A 13,832-nucleotide genomic window follows, 5' to 3' on the forward strand; every position below is an offset into this window, starting at 1 on the left:
TGGTCTAGGTAGTCGAACCGAAGGAGTCGTCGTGGGGTTCTCCGTGTGGGGACTGGCGCTGGTGGCGCTGATCGTCCTGTACCTGGTGGCCGTGGAACCGTGGTGGGGCAGGCGCGCCTACACGGAGCTGGAGCGGGTGCGGGACACGGACCCGCGGGCGCTCACGCGGATGTTCGGCCAGGGCATCGCCGTCTGGTGGGGCCTCACCGGGGTCGCCCTGCTGGCGGTCCTGGTCTCGCCCGGGGTGGGCCTCGCGGAACTGGGCCTGGTCCCGATGAACGGGGAGTGGGGCACGCTCGCCGGGGCCGTCGTGGGGATGGCCGTCGCGATGGCCGCGGTCGCCCTGGCCGCTCGGAAGGCCCCCGGGTTCCTGATGCCGGGGCAGAAGGCGGTCGCCGCGCTGCTGCCGCGCACGGCCCGGGAGCGGTGGTGGGGCGCGGGGGCCTCGGTCACCGCCGGGATCTGCGAGGAACTCGTCTACCGCGGCCTGTTCATCGCCGCCGGGGTGGGCCTGGGGCTGGACCCCGTGGTCGCCGCCGGGATCAGCCTGGGGATCTTCGTCCTGGGGCACCTGTACCAGGGGCCGGTGGGCCTGGTCTTCGTCACGCTGGTCGGCTTCGTGTTCACGAACGTGTACCTGGCCACCGGCAGCCTGTTCGTGCCGATCGTGCTGCACATCCTCCTGGACCTGCGCTCCCTGGCGTTCGCCCCCCGGCGCGAGGAGGTGGCGGCCCGATGAGGGCGGACCGCCGGTCGAGCTGGCTCAAGGGCGTGCTGGACCTGCTGGTGCTGGCCGGGCTGACCGAGGGCGAGAGCTACGGGTACGCGATCGCCAAGCGGCTGGACGAGGCGGGCCTGGGGACCATCAAGGGCGGCACGCTGTACCCGGTGCTCAACCGCCTGGAGGAGGCCGGGCTGGTGGAGGCCGAGTTCCGGGCCGCCGAGCGGGGACCGGGCCGGCGCTACTACCGGCTGACCGAGGCCGGGCGCACCGTCCTGGCCGAACAGACCGCGGCCTGGCGCGAGTTCGAGACCGCCGTCCGCACCGTGTTGGAGGACCGATGACCTACTTCGACGAGCTGGCCGAACGGCTCGCGGCACGCGGCGTGGACGCCGAGAGGTCGCGGGTGCTGCTGGAGGAGCTGTCCGCGTACGCGGCGGACGCCGGGGTGGACCCGGAGGAGGAGTTCGGGCCGGTCGACGGGTTCGCCGACTCGCTCGTGCCCCGGCAGGAGGGCGGCGATCCCGAGGAACTGGCCTGGACGGCGGACGCCTTCGAGACGCCCGCGCGGCTCAACGGGTTCGGCGCCCAGGGCTGGGAGGTGGAGCGCATCGACCGGCTGGGCCGGTTCGTCGGCCGCCGGGACCGTGAGAACCCCCAGACCTGGGAGTACCGCCAGGAGGTCTGCACGGGCCGCGCCGACCGGGAGCGGCTGGCCGCGAGGCTGGCCCCCGATGGCTGGGAGCCGTGCGGGCACCGGTCGGTGCTGGCCTACTTCAAACGTCCCGGGGCGGCCACCGCCGGTCCCGGGGCGGAGCTGGAGGACCCGCCCGCGCCCGGGCCCCGGCGGGCCTTCTTCGGGGCCCGGGGGATCGCGCTCATCGCCGCGTCGCTGGCGGTCGTGGCGGTCTCGGTGTGGTCGATCGTGCAGCGGGCGGCCGACGGGCGGCTGACGGCCGAGGGGCCGGAGGAGCTGGCGGGCCTCGCGGTGGGGGCGCTCGTCGGCGCGGCCCTGGCCCTGGGCGCCGTGTGGGCCGTGCTCCGGATCGTCCGTTCGGTGCGCGACCGGCGCTGAACGGGGCCGGAACCGGCTACCCCCTGTTGTTTCCCCGGCGGGGTGGGTAGCCTCGGGGACTTCCTCCGTCTCTGTTCGATGGGAGCCCCACGATGTCCTCCTCCGCCCCCCTGAACCGCAACCGGGCCTCTCTGCTGCACAAGGTCCGCTACGCACTGCGCAACCCGGCGAAGGTGGGGCCCTACCTTCGCCGCTCGGCCCGCGACCTGGGCCTGCGGCTCCGGCACCGGGACCACGTCTCCTACTACCGGGCGGTGATGGCCGCCGACACCGCCCGGGATCCCAAGGCCGCCGTGGGCAGCCGCAACGAGGAGCGGTGGCTGGAGCTGGGCCGGATGCAGTTCGACTACCTGGTCGGCCACGGACTGCGGCCCGGCCACCGCCTGCTGGAGATCGGCTGCGGCAACCTGCGCGCCGGGTGGCGGTTCATCGACCACCTGGACGCCGGCGGGTACTACGGGATCGACATCTCCCCGGACATCCTCATCTCCGCCAAGGAGACGCTGGCCGCGCGGGGGCTGCAGCACAAACTGCCGCACCTGACCCTGGTCCGGGACCTGACCTTCGACTTCCTGCCCGAGGGGCACTTCGACGTGGTGCACGCGCACAGCGTGTTCTCCCACTCGCCCCTGGAGGTCATCGACGAGTGCCTGGCGCACGTGGAGCGGGTGCTCGCCCCCGGGGGCTTCTTCGACTTCACGTTCGACCGCACCGAAGGGGCCGAGCACCACGTGCTGCGGGAGGACTTCTACTACCGCACCGAGACGCTCGTCGCCCTGGCGGAGAAGCACGGTCTGCGCGCCCGGTTCATGGAGGACTGGGAGGAGCTGCCGCACGGGCAGTCGAAGATCCGCGTCACCGTTCCAGAACGGAGCTGAGGCGCGCCCGGGCGGCGGTCATCGCCGGGCCGTACCAGGTCAGGTCGCGGCCCGAGACGCACACCGAGGGGACGTCGAACGCCTCCGGGCCGTCGCCGGGGCCGAACGGGTACGGCTCGTCGGGCAGCAGGACGAGGTCGGCACCGACGCTCCCGGGGGAGGCCTCCGGGTAGCGGCCGGGCAGGGCGGCCGGGACGTTGACGGCGCCCAGCCGGGTCAGCACGTCGTGGGCGTAGGTGTCGGAGCCGACGAACATCCACGGGTCACGCCAGACCGGGACGGCCACCCGCGGCCCCGCGGCGGGCGCGGGGGCGGCCCAGACCCGCCCGGCCTCGGCCAGCCAGCCGGGGTCGGCCAGGCCGCAGGCGTCCAGCAGGCGGCGCAGGGAGGCCAGCGCTCCGGGGACGGTGCGGATGTCGGTCACCCACACGGGGATCCCGGCCGCGCGCAGCTCCCGGACGTGGCGCTCCCGGTTCTCCTCCCTGTTGGCGACGACCAGGTCCGGGGCGAGCTCGACGATCCGCCGCACGTGCGGGTTCTTGGTGCCGCGCAGGCGCTCCGCGCCGGGGACCGGGGGGCACCAGTCGGTGACGCCCACCAGGACGCCGGGGTCGGTGGCGGCCAGCGCCTCGGACAGGGAGGGGACGAGGGACACGGCGCGGCGCACCCGGTCCGGCAGGGGGACCGGGTGCCCCAGGTCGTCTCGGCGCGGGATCAGGCGCTCCGGCTCGGGTGGTCGGCCAGGCGGCCGGTGCGCCGCCGGACCAGGGAGGGGCCCAGGATCTTCTGCCCCGGGTCGCCGTTCCAGACCGGGTCCAGGCCGTGCCGCCGCAGGGTCTCCACGATCTCGTGGCCGACCGCGGTCTTGGCCTCGACCCCGGTGGTCCCGACGGCGTCGAACCCCAGGTAGGGCTGGAGCCGCTCGGCGTCCTGGGCGTGGTAGAACACGAAACCGTGCACCGGGTCCAGCCCCCCGGCCGCGCGGGCGGCGTTCTCGGCCTCGATCTCCCCGCGGATGGCGGAGTGGGCACAGGTGTTGCAGCACTCGAAGTTCTCCCGGGCGACGACCCCGGCGGAGTCGAGCTCCCCGAAGGCCGCGGTCAGCCGTTCGGCGTCGCCGGGCCCGTCGTCCTCGCCCTGGGAGCGCAGGTGGGCGGCGAACTCGGCGTCCAGGACCGAGACCAGCCAGGCCCGGGTCCGGTCCCGGTCGGCCTCGGGCAGCAGGCCGGGGTCGTCGACGTAGTGCTCCAGGCCGTCGATGACGTAGTCCTCGATGGTGGAGCCGACGATCTCGTCGAAGGTGTCGGTGCCCAGGGCGATCTGGACGCGCAGGTCCTCCAGGACCTCGCCGAGGACGTCTTCGGGGTTCAGGCCGTCGAAGGGGGTGCTCATACGCCGATTATGGACCGACCCTACGACGCCCGGCGCCGGAGAGGCAGGCCAGGCGCTCCAGCTCCCGGTCGCCCAGGCGCAGGTCCAGGGCGGCCGCGCTCTCGCGGGCCTGCCGCTCGCTGGAGGCACCGGGGATGGCCACGACGGTGTCGCCGTAGTAGGAGGTGAGCCAGCCCAGCGCCACCTGGCCGGGAGTGGCGCCGTGCGCGTCGGCGACGGCCCGCAGCTCCCGGACGAGCGGCGCGGACCGGGCCAGCCCACGCGGACGGTACTCGGGGACGGCGAGCCGGCGGATGCGCGGCAGCGCGGCGACCGAGGAGGGGTCCTCGTGGAAGCGGCCGGTGAGGACCCCCATGCGCAGCGGGGCGTAGGCGATGAGCGTGATCCCCAGGCGGCGGGCGGTCGCCAGGACGCCGTTGTGCTCGATGTCGCGGTGCAGCAGGCTGATCTGCACCTGGTTGGAGGCCAGGACGACGCCCCGCGCGGCCAGCACGGTGTGGGCCCGCTCCATCTGCGCGGCGGAGAAGTTGCTGACCCCCACCGCGCGGACGGACCCGGCGGCGTGCAGTCGCGCCATCTCGTCCAGTTGGGCCCGGTGCGGGGACACGGACCCGCTGGGCATGTGGATCTGGTGCAGGTCCACCCCGTAGCCGCCCAGGGCCTCCGCGCGCCGGGGGAAGGTGCGCCCGATGCTCGCCGCGGTGCGCAGCAGGGGCGCCCACTTGGTGGCCACCGTGACCTCGCCCGGGGCGACCCCGTTGGCCCGCAGCGCGTCGGCCAGCGCCCGCTCGGAGGCGCCGTTGCCGTACATCTCGGCGGTGTCGAACCACGTGACGCCCCCGGCCAGGGCGGCCCCGACGATCGCCCGGGGCAGGGCCGGGTCGATGGGGCGGTAGAAGACCCGGGCTGCCCCGGTGCCGGAGAACTGCATGCAGCCCAGTCCGATGGGGCTGATCTCGATGTCGGTGCGGCCCAACCGTCGCCGTTCCATGACGACCGCCTCTCATGCTTGTCTCTGTGTGAGACACTAATGTCTCAAGGGGGGTCATGGCTGTCAATGGGTGGAAGGGATCTAGACTGCCCGGCATGGAGAGAACGGGTCTGCGCGACCACATCGCCGCCGCCATCCTGGACGCGGCGGCCCGCGTGCTGGCGGAGCAGGGGGAGACCGCGAGCATGGCGGCCATCGCGTCGGCCTCCGGGGTCAGCCGGGCCACTCTCTACCGCTACTTCCCCAACCGGGAGGCGCTGGTGGCCGGGCTGGTGGAGCGGGTCATGGAGGGCCTGGGGACGCGGATCGCCGACGCCGGGGTGGACGGCGTGCCCGTGCCCGAGGGGCTGGCCCGGGTCACCCGGGCGTTCCTGGCCGAGGGGCGGGAGTACGCGGCGCTGGTGCGGCTCGCTGAGGTGCACGAGCACAAGCGGCGGATGGGGATCGACGAGGGGGACGAGCGGATCTCCGCCCCGGTGCGGTCGCTGCTCGCCCGCGGTGCCGCCGACGGCACGCTGCGCCCGGACGTCCCCGAGGACGTCCGCTTCGAGATGTTCACGGCCCTGGTCGAGCGCGCGCTCGGCCTCGTCATCGCGGGCCGGATGGGCGTGGAGGAGGCGGGCGCCCTCGCCACGGGCGTCTTCCTCGACGGTTTCCGCACCCGCCCCGCCTGACCGCCCCGGCGCTGCCCCCACCGTCGGCGGCGGGGGCCCGGGATCGCGCAACGGTCGGATCCGGGCGATCCGGGTGGATGGGGCAAATCGGAATCTACGTTGTAAAGGGCGGCCCGTGGAGGGCCGTGCACGACGGCGGGGCGGTGCCGGTCCGGCACCGCCCCGCCGTCGATCGGTCAGGCCTTCGTCGCGCCCACCAGCCAGGCGATCTTGTGCGCCGTGACCCCGAGGCTGCCGCTGCTGCCCAGGTAGACGCCGAAGGAGGCGATGAAGGCGTAGTCGTGCTCCCGGCGCTCACAGATCACGTCCTCGACCGCGTAGGTGGACGCCGGGTTGCTCACCCGCAGGCAGGGGCCGTGCTCGTCCACCACGTCCGCGCGGACGTCGTAACGGGACAGCTCGTCGGCCAGTTTGTCCAGGTGCCCGTGCTCCTCCGAGGGTGCGCGGGTCTCCTCTTCCTGTCTGGATCGGCTCATGGCGGTGGGTCCTTTCACGTCACGGAACCGGGTCGGTGTCCCACCGCCATTGTCACCTAGCGTCTGATAACGACTACGAAGCGTCGTGGCGACACGCCGTCACTCGACCCTCTCGCCCCGATACAGCACCTCGGCGACCGAAAGGTCGTCCGCCAGCACCAGCAGGTCGGCCGGCGCGCCGACCTCGACCCGGCCGACACCGGCCAGCCCCAGCGCCGCGGCCGGGACCGACGAGGCCGAGCGCACCGCCTCCGGGACGCCCACGCCCAGGCCCTCCACGGCGTTGCGCACGGCCCGGGGGAGCACGATCGTGCTGGAGGCGATCGCCCCGGTCTCCACCAGGCGCGCCTCGCCGCCGCTCACGCGCACCCGCAGGTCGCCCAGCGTGTACTCGCCGTCGCCCAGCCCGGTCGCCGACATCGCGTCGGTCACCAGCGCCACCCGCTCCGCGCCCGCCGCCGCGAAGACCAGGCCGGCCGCCCCCGGGTGGACGTGCACGTTGTCCAGGATCAGTTCCACGGTCACCCGCTCGTCGCCCAGCAGCGCCGCGATCGGGCCCGGGTCGCGGTGGCCCAGCGGGCGCATCGCGTTGTAGATGTGGGTGGCCACCGTCGCGCCCGCGTCCACGGCCTCCAGCGCCGTCTCGTAGGACGCCTCGGTGTGCCCCACCGCGGCCACCACACCGGAGGAGGCGGCCGCGCGGATCAGGTCCAGGGCGCCGGGCAGCTCCGGTGCCACGGTGATCATGCGTACGTGCCCGCGGCCCGCCTTGAGCCAGGCGTCGAACTCCGCGGTGTCGGGATCGCGCAGCAGGTCCGGGTCGTGCGCGCCGCACCTGGACCTGGCGATGAACGGGCCCTCCAGGTAGATGCCCGCCAGTTCGCCCGCGTCGCACAGCTCGGCCAGCGCCGCCACCTGGCGGACCGTGTCCTCGGGGGTCGCCGCCACCAGGCCGCCCACCATCGAGGTCACCCCGCGGGAGCGGTTGAACCGGACCGTGGCCAGGGCGCCCTCGGGGTCGGCGTCGGGGAAGGCGTGCCCGGCACCGCCGTGCACGTGGACGTCGACCAGGCCCGGCGCCACCCAGGCCCCGCCCAGGTCGCGGACCTCTCCGGAGGGCGTGTCGGCGGAGTCGGGCTCCAGGGCGGCGATCCGGCCCCCCTCGATCCGGACGCGGCCCCGGTGGACGCCGTCGGGGGTGACCACTCGCGCGCCGGTGAGCGTGACGGGGTCGTGCACCATGTTCGTGACTCTCTCTCGCTTCGGACCCCGTGCGCAGGGCGTGTGTGTCGCACATTACATTCGTGTGACCGGGCTTCCGGGAAGCGGGTCGTGCACCCCCGTTCCGGCCCGCGCACCCCCTGCGGAGCTGGGAAATCCCGATCCTCGGGACGCCTGTCCGAAAGGTGGACCCTCCGATCCGGGGCGGAACGGGTCCGGGGCGGGTCGCCGGCACGCATTGACGATAGCGGCCGCGCCGCCCCATGATGGAGGCATGTCCGCCGGTGAGCTGCTTGTCCAGCGCCTGCACGTCGATCTCCGACAGCAGGCGAGCGCGCTCTGTCGTAGCTAGCGCCACGCGGGGCCCGCAGCCCCGCGCCACGGTCGTACCCCGTGGCCCGACCCTCGCAGACACCGGACGCTCATCTTCTCCCAGTTCTGGGTCCCGGACCGTGCATCGGTCCGAGGGAGCACCCCTGCCAGACCCGACACACCCCGCCTTGGACGACGAGGTCCGCGCACCGTGTCGGTAAGGGGAACGACGGTCCTCTCCGGTGTCACCGAACCGCAGTCCCCACTGTCGGGGAACCAGGTCCCGATCACCGCCCCGACGGTCCCTCCGGTCGATCCCGGCTCGCTCTGACCGAACCCAGGAGTTCTCGCATGACCCGCTTCACCGTGCTCGTCGCCGCCCCCCGTTCCCGCGCCTCCGTCCGCTCCACCGCCCTGGCGGCCGCCGCCGAGGTCGCCGCCCGCGCCGGCGTCGCCGACGCGCCCGAGGTCATCGACCTCGGCGACCTGGGGCCGGAGCTGCTCGCCGACTCCTCCGCCGCCGTCGACGGCGCCCTGGCCAGGGTGCGCGAGAGCGATGTCCTGCTGGTCGCCTCCCCGCAGGCGCACGGCACCTACACCGGGCTGCTCAAGGTGTTCCTCGACCGCCTGCCCGAGCTGGGGCTGGGCCACACCGTCGCGGTGCCCCTGGCGGTCGTCGACGACCTGCGCAACAGCCGCGGCATCGAGGAGGACCTGCGGATCCTCCTGGCCGACCTGGGCGCCTGGGTCGCCGAGCCCGGCCTGATCCTGTCCGAGGACGAGGCCGACCGCCCCGAGAGCGTCGTGCGGGCCTGGGCCGACGTCGCCGCCCCGGGTCTGCGCCGGGCCGTCTCCGTCGCGGTCTGACGCCCGCCCGCGGCCGGGGCCCGTCCGGGCCCTGGCGCCGCCGTCAGCCCTCGACGAGGGTGGCGGCGCGCTTGCGGCTGGTGTCGGCCTCGGCCCGGGCCACGTTGCCGCGGACCAGCACCACCACGACCAGGGTCAGGGCGAAGCCGCCGATCCGCAGGCCCAGCAGCACCGGGTCGTCGGGCAGGCTCTCGCCGAACAGCAGGGTGCCGGCCACGACCATGAACACGTTCCCGACCACGTTGGACACCGGCGCGGTGATCGAGGCCCGGGAGCGCTGCATGGAGGTCTGGAACAGCACGATCCCCACCGCCCAGCCCAGGGCGTACAGGTAGGGGAACGGGGAGAGGAGCGCGGGGACGACCGCGTTCCACAGGCCGTGGTCGCTGATCAGCCCGCCCAGGCCCTTGCCCTGGAGGCCGGCGCTGCCCTGGGCGAGCCCCGCGGCGGCGCCCATGGCGGCGGCCGACACGTACCGCCCCCGGCCGCCGACGAACGCCATCACGGCGACGCAGGCGATGACGGTGGCCACGCTGACGCCGACCAGCAGGGGGGTGTGCGCGGTGGTGCCGGTCTCGCCGCCGTCGGCGGTGGACAGGCCCAGCAGGCCCAGCGCGACCGGCATCAGGCCCAGGGCGATGTACTCGCCGCGGGTGATGCGCTCGCCCAGGACGAGGGTCATCACGAGCAGGCCGCAGGCCACCCCGGCGGCGAAGGCGGGCTGGACGACCGACACCGGGGCCAGGCCCAGGGAGACGATCAGGCCGACGCTGCCCAGCGCCGCGAACACGCAGCCGAGCACCCAGCGGGGGTTGCCCAGCAGGACGCGGGCCAGGTGCAGGGGGCGGTTGACGGAGATGGACTCCGAGCCGTGCAGGGCCCGCTGCTCCACGGTCAGGCCCACGGTGTAGACCACGGCGGCCAGCAGGGCGACCACGAGTCCGATCACGGATGCGCCTTTCGGATCGGGGAGGGCGGCGGGGTTCGGGAGGGGGTGTCGCGCCGGGTACGGCGTACCGCTAACGTCATGCTCTGCGGCCCTCTCCGCGCGGAAAGGGTGTGCTCGGGTTGACGGCCTCCATATAACCAGTTCTAGTCTGGTGTGGCCAGCTTTGCATTACGCCCGACGCTCCCTGGCAACCGGTCGAGGGCGTGGCGGATGTTGATGTAGAACACGTTCCGATACCGCTGTGGCGGTGGGATTGGGGAACGGTGCGGGAGCCGGGTGGGCCCGACGGGGACGCCTCCGCGTCCTCCTCGGCGGAGGGCGGGGCCGGGCCGAGTGCTGCCCGGGCCACGCCGCGGGAGGCGCTCGCCCGCCGCCGCGACGCCCTGCGCGCCGCGGTCACCGAACGCCTCGCGCACTGGCGCACCCTCACCTGGCAGGACGTCAGCTGGCGCACCCTCACCTGGCGCGGGCTGGCCGCCTGGCGCCACCGCGGCTCCGGCACCTCCCGTTTCGAACCCGGGCCCCTGGGCCTGCTCGGCATCATGCTGGCGGCGATGGCCGTCACCCTGCTGTTCATCCAGGCCGGCTCCCCGGGACTGACCGGGCGGGGCGACGAGGGTTCCGACGGCCCGGTCCCGGTGCCCGGGCCGCCCTCGGGCGAGCTGAGGGTGATGGTCGTCGGGGACTCCCTCACCCAGGGCAGCAGCGGCGACCACACCTGGCGCTACCACCTGTGGCGGCACCTGACCGGGAGCGAGGTGGCGGTCGACTTCGTGGGCCCCTACGACGACCTCTACGACCTGGCCGGCGAGGAGTTCGGCGACGACTCCTACGCCGTGCCCGACTTCGACCGCGACCACGCCGCCCGCTGGGGGTACTCGGCGGGGGACCTCTCCGACGAGGTGTCCCGGCTGGCCGCGGAGTACGAGCCGCACTACCTGCTGCTGCTGTCCGGGCTGGAGGACATCCTGGGCGGCGGCACCGCCGACCACGCCCTGGAGGGGGTCGGGGAGACCATCTCGACGGTGCGGGTGGTCCAGGGGGAGACGCGGTTCGTCGTGGGCGAGCTGCCCCCGGTGGAGGGGACCGCCGACGACGCCCGGGCCAACTCCGAGATCGCCCGCTTCAACATGGGCGTGGTCGCCCTGGCCGAGCAGCTGACCTCGGCCGACTCCCCGGTGGTCGTCGCCCGGGTCGCCGACGGGTACTCGCCCGCGCGGGACAACTGGGACGAGGCGCACCCGAACGCGCGGGGGGAGCTGCGCATCGCCGCGGCGTTCGCCGACGCCCTGGCCGACCCCCTGGGCGTAGGGCCGGCCCACCCGCGGCCGCTGCCCGAGATGGAGGTCGGTCCGCTGACCGCTCCGGAGCCCGGGCACGAGGAGGGCGACGACGGGCTGGTGCTCAGCTGGGAGGCGGTGCCGGGGGCGACCGACTACCGGGTGACCCAGCGCAGGGTGGCCCCCGACCCCGACGGCGAGACGGTGCTGCCGCTGGAGGTCGAGGAGGACGGCGGGAAGTACTCGGCGCTGGTGGAGGGCCTGTTCAGCGGGGCCCGGTACGAGTTCACCGTGATCCCGTTCAAGGGGCGCGACTCCGGCCGGGCCTCCGAGCCCGTCCAGCTGGTGTGGCGCGGGGACCCGCCGCCGGGGCCCGCCTGGATCCGCCTCCAGGACGGGGGCGCCACCCTGGTGTGGGAGCGGGTAGAGGACGCCACCCACTACGAGGTGTGGGTGCGGCCGCTGGAGTGCTCGTTCTCCGACGACCGGCGGGCCCCGGCCGACACGACCGACGGGGTGCGCTCGCCCGACGACGGGCCGGTGGAGCCGCCGCCGGGCGGGGGCGACCCGAGCCCGGGGCCCGTGGACCCGCAGCCGACCCCGACGCCCCGGCCCGACCCCGGGCCGGACCCGGAGCCTCCGGTGGCGCCGCCGGCGCCCGGCGACCCCCGGTGCGAGCGGCGCGACGGCCTGGGCCCCGACGACGGCGAGGGGTGGCGCACGCTGGGCTCGGCCGGCGAGGACCCGCGGTGGGCGGTGACGGTGTCGGGCGACTACGAGATCGTCGTCCGCTCCCACCGCGACTACGTCGAGGGAAGGTTCTCCGACTCGATCCTGACGGCGCGTCCCTAGGGCGCGGTGGTACCGGTGAGGAGGGCGCGGATGTCCCGCTGGCTGCCCTGGGCGGTGGGCCTGGTCGCGGCGGTGCTCGCACTGGGCCCCGCGCTGGGGCCCGGCTACGTGCTGCGCTACGACATGGTGTTCGTGCCCGACCTGTCGCTGCCGACGGTGCTGCGCGGGGCGGACGGGTTCCCCCGGGCGATCCCCAGCGACGCCGTGGTGGCGGCGCTGTCGTGGGTGCTGCCGGGGGACGCGGTGCAGTCGGCGGCGCTGGCTGCGGTCTTCGTGGTGGGCGCCGCGGGCGCGGCCCGGCTGATGCCGTCCCCGGCGGCCGCGGTGGTGGCGGGCGCGGCGTACGTGTGGAACCCGTTCGTGGCCGAGCGCCTGCTGCTGGGCCAGTGGGCGATGCTGCTGGGCTACGCCGGGCTGCCCTGGGTGGTGGGGGCGGCGCGCGGGCCGCTGGCGGGGGTGGTGCGTTCGCTGATCCCTGCGGCGGTGGGCGGGTTCTCCTCGGTGGTGCTCACCGCTCTGACGGCGGGTCCGGTGGCGCTGTGGGGGCGCGGCGGCCTGCGCCGCGGCGGGCTGCTGGCGGGGGCGCTGGTCGTGGTGTCGCTGCCCTGGCTGGTGCCGGCGCTGACGGCGGGGGCGGCGGGCGCGACGACCGACCCGGCCGGGGTGGAGGCGTTCGCGCCGCGGGCCGACACCCCGCTGGGGACGGCGGGGTCGCTGTTCCTGCTGGGCGGGGTGTGGAACGCGCACGCGGTCCCGGCGGGGTACGGGGACCCGGTGGCGGTGGCCCTGCGCCTGGCGCTGTGCCTGGCCGCGGTCGCGGGGTGGGCGTGGTGGCTGTACCGGGACCGCCCGGGGTTCGGCCCGGGGCTGACCGCGGCGGCGGTGCTCGGATTCGGGGTGGCCCTGTTGGGCGCCACCGAGCCGGGGCGGGGCGTGCTCGCGTGGCTGATCGGCCTGTGGCCGGGGTTCGGCCCGCTGCGCGACGGCCAGCTCTATGTGGCGCCCCTGGCGCTGGTGCAGGCCCTGGGTCTGGGGGCGGCGGCCCTGTGGCTCTCCCGGCCCGCTGGGGGGACCGCGGACGGTCCGGGGGACGGCGGGGCCGGCGCGGCGGGCCGGGGCGCCGGGGAGCCCGGTTCTTCGGCGGAGCCCGGGCCCGCGGGCCCGGGCGGGCGGCGGGCGCACGGCGTCGGCCGGATCGCCGGGGTTGCCGCCGCCGCGGGGCTGGCGGTGCTGCCGGTGGTGGCGCTGCCCGGGCTGCTCTGGGGTGCGCAGGGGGCGCTGGCGCCGGCGGAGTACCCGCGGGACTGGCTCGCGGCGCAGGCGGCGGTGGCCGCCGACGACCGGCCCGGGGCGGTGCTGGTCCTGCCCTGGAGCGCCTACCGGGGGATCGACTGGTCGGGCGGGCCCGCGGTGGTGCTGGACCCGGCGACGAGGCTGTTCGACCGGCGCACCGTCTGGAACGACGACCTGGTGGTGGGCACCCCCGACGGAGGGACCGTGGTGGTGCGCGGGGAGGACGGGCTGGCGCGGGAGGCGGCCGCGGTGCTGGGGCCCGATCCCCGGACCGGGCTGCCGGAGTCCCTGGACGCGGCCGGGCTGGCGGCGCTGGGCGTGCGGTACGTGGCGGTGTCCGCCCCGGTCGATAACCGGTTCTGGTCTGATGTGGACGGGTTCTCGGTGGTGGTCGAGGGGCCTGAGATGACCCTTTTGGAAGTGCTCGCAGGGCCGATCAACACCGAAGAAGCGGACATTTCGGGGTTGGAAGTTACCTGTGGGTTAGTTACAGTTGGGGCAATCATCTGGTCTGTAGCTAGATCAGGTTCTAGTCTCGGGTTCCAGCGCACCGGCGTCGAACGGCGTCCGGGCGCGCGGAAGGAGATCCCCTAGTGATCAAGGTAATCGCCGCCTGCGTGATCGGTGCGGCTCTGGCTGGCGGGTCGGCCTACATGGTCACCAACATCGCCACCGAGTCCACCGCCACCGCGGAACCGGTGAACGAAACCCTCTACAACTACGGCGACCGCTAGGCCGCCCGAGTTCATCGAGGTCCTTCGGGCGCCTCGCCCCCAGCGGGGCGCCCATCCGTCCCCCCGTCCCGGCGGTCCTCTGCCCCGACCGCCCCATCCCCACAGACGTCCGGTCGA

At 74.8% G+C, this 13,832-nt stretch carries 15 protein-coding genes; 9 read left to right on the forward strand and 6 right to left on the reverse strand.

The genetic code is table 11. The annotated features are described in order from the left end of the window. Positions 1-31: 31 nt before the first annotated feature. The 4 genes from KGD84_RS05935 to KGD84_RS05950 all read left to right on the forward strand — a co-directional run bounded on the left by KGD84_RS05935 (position 32) and on the right by KGD84_RS05950 (position 2,674). Positions 32-739, forward strand: coding sequence for a CPBP family intramembrane glutamic endopeptidase (locus KGD84_RS05935; RefSeq protein ID WP_220565089.1), 708 nt, complete (start codon positions 32-34; stop codon positions 737-739). Beyond that, complete coding sequence (locus KGD84_RS05940; protein ID WP_220565090.1) at positions 736-1,065, forward strand: PadR family transcriptional regulator; 330 nt, start codon at positions 736-738, stop codon at positions 1,063-1,065. Before KGD84_RS05935 ends, KGD84_RS05940 begins: the two co-directional genes overlap by 4 nt. Next, positions 1,062-1,796, forward strand: a complete 735-nt coding sequence (locus tag KGD84_RS05945; protein ID WP_220565091.1) for a DUF2812 domain-containing protein — start codon at positions 1,062-1,064, stop codon at positions 1,794-1,796. The genes KGD84_RS05940 and KGD84_RS05945 overlap by 4 nt, the downstream gene beginning before the upstream one ends. Positions 1,797-1,888: 92 nt before the next feature. Further along, positions 1,889-2,674, forward strand: a complete 786-nt coding sequence (locus tag KGD84_RS05950) for a class I SAM-dependent methyltransferase (RefSeq protein WP_220565092.1) — start codon at positions 1,889-1,891, stop codon at positions 2,672-2,674. On the opposite strand, the gene KGD84_RS05955 is transcribed toward KGD84_RS05950, so the two are convergent. Genes KGD84_RS05955 through KGD84_RS05965 form a run of 3 tightly spaced genes read right to left on the reverse strand, consistent with a single transcriptional unit; the run spans position 2,652 to position 5,057 of the window. Then, entirely contained in the window at positions 2,652-3,389 is a 738-nt protein-coding gene (locus KGD84_RS05955; RefSeq protein WP_220565562.1) for a helical backbone metal receptor, read from the reverse strand. The two genes, KGD84_RS05950 and KGD84_RS05955, sit on opposite strands and share 23 nt — an antisense overlap. After that, the gene (locus tag KGD84_RS05960) at positions 3,389-4,066 is read right to left on the reverse strand and encodes a DUF6891 domain-containing protein (RefSeq protein ID WP_220565093.1); all 678 of its coding nucleotides are present in this window, start codon (positions 4,064-4,066) and stop codon (positions 3,389-3,391) included. The genes KGD84_RS05955 and KGD84_RS05960 overlap by 1 nt, the downstream gene beginning before the upstream one ends. Positions 4,067-4,073: 7 nt before the next feature. Beyond that, on the reverse strand, positions 4,074-5,057 hold the full coding sequence (locus KGD84_RS05965) for an aldo/keto reductase (protein ID WP_220565095.1): 984 nt from the start codon (positions 5,055-5,057) through the stop codon (positions 4,074-4,076). A gap of 95 nt (positions 5,058-5,152) precedes the next feature. Between KGD84_RS05965 and KGD84_RS05970 the strand changes: the two genes are divergently transcribed. Beyond that, a complete protein-coding gene (locus KGD84_RS05970) occupies positions 5,153-5,731 on the forward strand; it encodes a TetR/AcrR family transcriptional regulator (RefSeq protein WP_220565096.1) in 579 nt (192 codons plus the stop codon). Between the two features lie 176 nt (positions 5,732-5,907). On the opposite strand, the gene KGD84_RS05975 is transcribed toward KGD84_RS05970, so the two are convergent. Beyond that, positions 5,908-6,207, reverse strand: a complete 300-nt coding sequence (locus KGD84_RS05975; RefSeq protein ID WP_220565098.1) for a hypothetical protein — start codon at positions 6,205-6,207, stop codon at positions 5,908-5,910. A gap of 99 nt (positions 6,208-6,306) precedes the next feature. Further along, complete coding sequence (gene nagA / locus KGD84_RS05980; protein ID WP_220565099.1) at positions 6,307-7,449, reverse strand: N-acetylglucosamine-6-phosphate deacetylase; 1,143 nt, start codon at positions 7,447-7,449, stop codon at positions 6,307-6,309. 642 nt (positions 7,450-8,091) lie between these two features. Between nagA and KGD84_RS05985 the strand changes: the two genes are divergently transcribed. Continuing rightward, positions 8,092-8,607: an NADPH-dependent FMN reductase gene (locus KGD84_RS05985; protein WP_220565101.1), complete on the forward strand. Its 516-nt coding sequence runs from the start codon at positions 8,092-8,094 to the stop codon at positions 8,605-8,607. Positions 8,608-8,650: 43 nt separating this feature from the next. Here KGD84_RS05985 and KGD84_RS05990 read toward each other — a convergent pair whose 3' ends face one another. Next, positions 8,651-9,556: a hypothetical protein gene (locus tag KGD84_RS05990; RefSeq protein WP_220565103.1), complete on the reverse strand. Its 906-nt coding sequence runs from the start codon at positions 9,554-9,556 to the stop codon at positions 8,651-8,653. Between the two features lie 542 nt (positions 9,557-10,098). On the opposite strand from KGD84_RS05990, the gene KGD84_RS05995 reads away from it, so the two are divergent. Genes KGD84_RS05995 through KGD84_RS06005 form a run of 3 tightly spaced genes read left to right on the forward strand, consistent with a single transcriptional unit; the run spans position 10,099 to position 13,715 of the window. After that, the gene (locus KGD84_RS05995; RefSeq protein WP_220565563.1) at positions 10,099-11,688 is read left to right on the forward strand and encodes a GDSL-type esterase/lipase family protein; all 1,590 of its coding nucleotides are present in this window, start codon (positions 10,099-10,101) and stop codon (positions 11,686-11,688) included. Positions 11,689-11,718: 30 nt separating this feature from the next. Further along, complete coding sequence (locus KGD84_RS06000; RefSeq protein WP_260697192.1) at positions 11,719-13,575, forward strand: MmpA family trehalose lipid delivery protein; 1,857 nt, start codon at positions 11,719-11,721, stop codon at positions 13,573-13,575. After that, positions 13,575-13,715, forward strand: coding sequence for a hypothetical protein (locus KGD84_RS06005; RefSeq protein ID WP_220565106.1), 141 nt, complete (start codon positions 13,575-13,577; stop codon positions 13,713-13,715). The genes KGD84_RS06000 and KGD84_RS06005 overlap by 1 nt, the downstream gene beginning before the upstream one ends. Positions 13,716-13,832 lie beyond the last annotated feature (117 nt).

This window comes from Nocardiopsis changdeensis, from assembly GCF_018316655.1.
Taxonomy (GTDB): Bacteria; Actinomycetota; Actinomycetes; order Streptosporangiales; family Streptosporangiaceae; genus Nocardiopsis; species Nocardiopsis changdeensis.

Coding starts and splice junctions, on each gene's coding strand:
- KGD84_RS05995 (WP_220565563.1), top strand. CDS start 10,099: ATGCTGGCGGCGATGGCCGTCACCCTGCTGTTCATCCAGGCCGGCTCC.
- KGD84_RS05945 (WP_220565091.1), top strand. CDS start 1,062: ATGACCTACTTCGACGAGCTGGCCGAACGGCTCGCGGCACGCGGCGTG.
- KGD84_RS05975 (WP_220565098.1), bottom strand. CDS start 6,207: ATGAGCCGATCCAGACAGGAAGAGGAGACCCGCGCACCCTCGGAGGAG.
- KGD84_RS05965 (WP_220565095.1), bottom strand. CDS start 5,057: ATGGAACGGCGACGGTTGGGCCGCACCGACATCGAGATCAGCCCCATC.
- KGD84_RS05985 (WP_220565101.1), top strand. CDS start 8,092: ATGACCCGCTTCACCGTGCTCGTCGCCGCCCCCCGTTCCCGCGCCTCC.
- KGD84_RS05940 (WP_220565090.1), top strand. CDS start 736: ATGAGGGCGGACCGCCGGTCGAGCTGGCTCAAGGGCGTGCTGGACCTG.
- KGD84_RS05970 (WP_220565096.1), top strand. CDS start 5,153: ATGGAGAGAACGGGTCTGCGCGACCACATCGCCGCCGCCATCCTGGAC.
- nagA (WP_220565099.1), bottom strand. CDS start 7,449: ATGGTGCACGACCCCGTCACGCTCACCGGCGCGCGAGTGGTCACCCCC.
- KGD84_RS05960 (WP_220565093.1), bottom strand. CDS start 4,066: ATGAGCACCCCCTTCGACGGCCTGAACCCCGAAGACGTCCTCGGCGAG.
- KGD84_RS06000 (WP_260697192.1), top strand. CDS start 11,719: ATGTCCCGCTGGCTGCCCTGGGCGGTGGGCCTGGTCGCGGCGGTGCTC.
- KGD84_RS05950 (WP_220565092.1), top strand. CDS start 1,889: ATGTCCTCCTCCGCCCCCCTGAACCGCAACCGGGCCTCTCTGCTGCAC.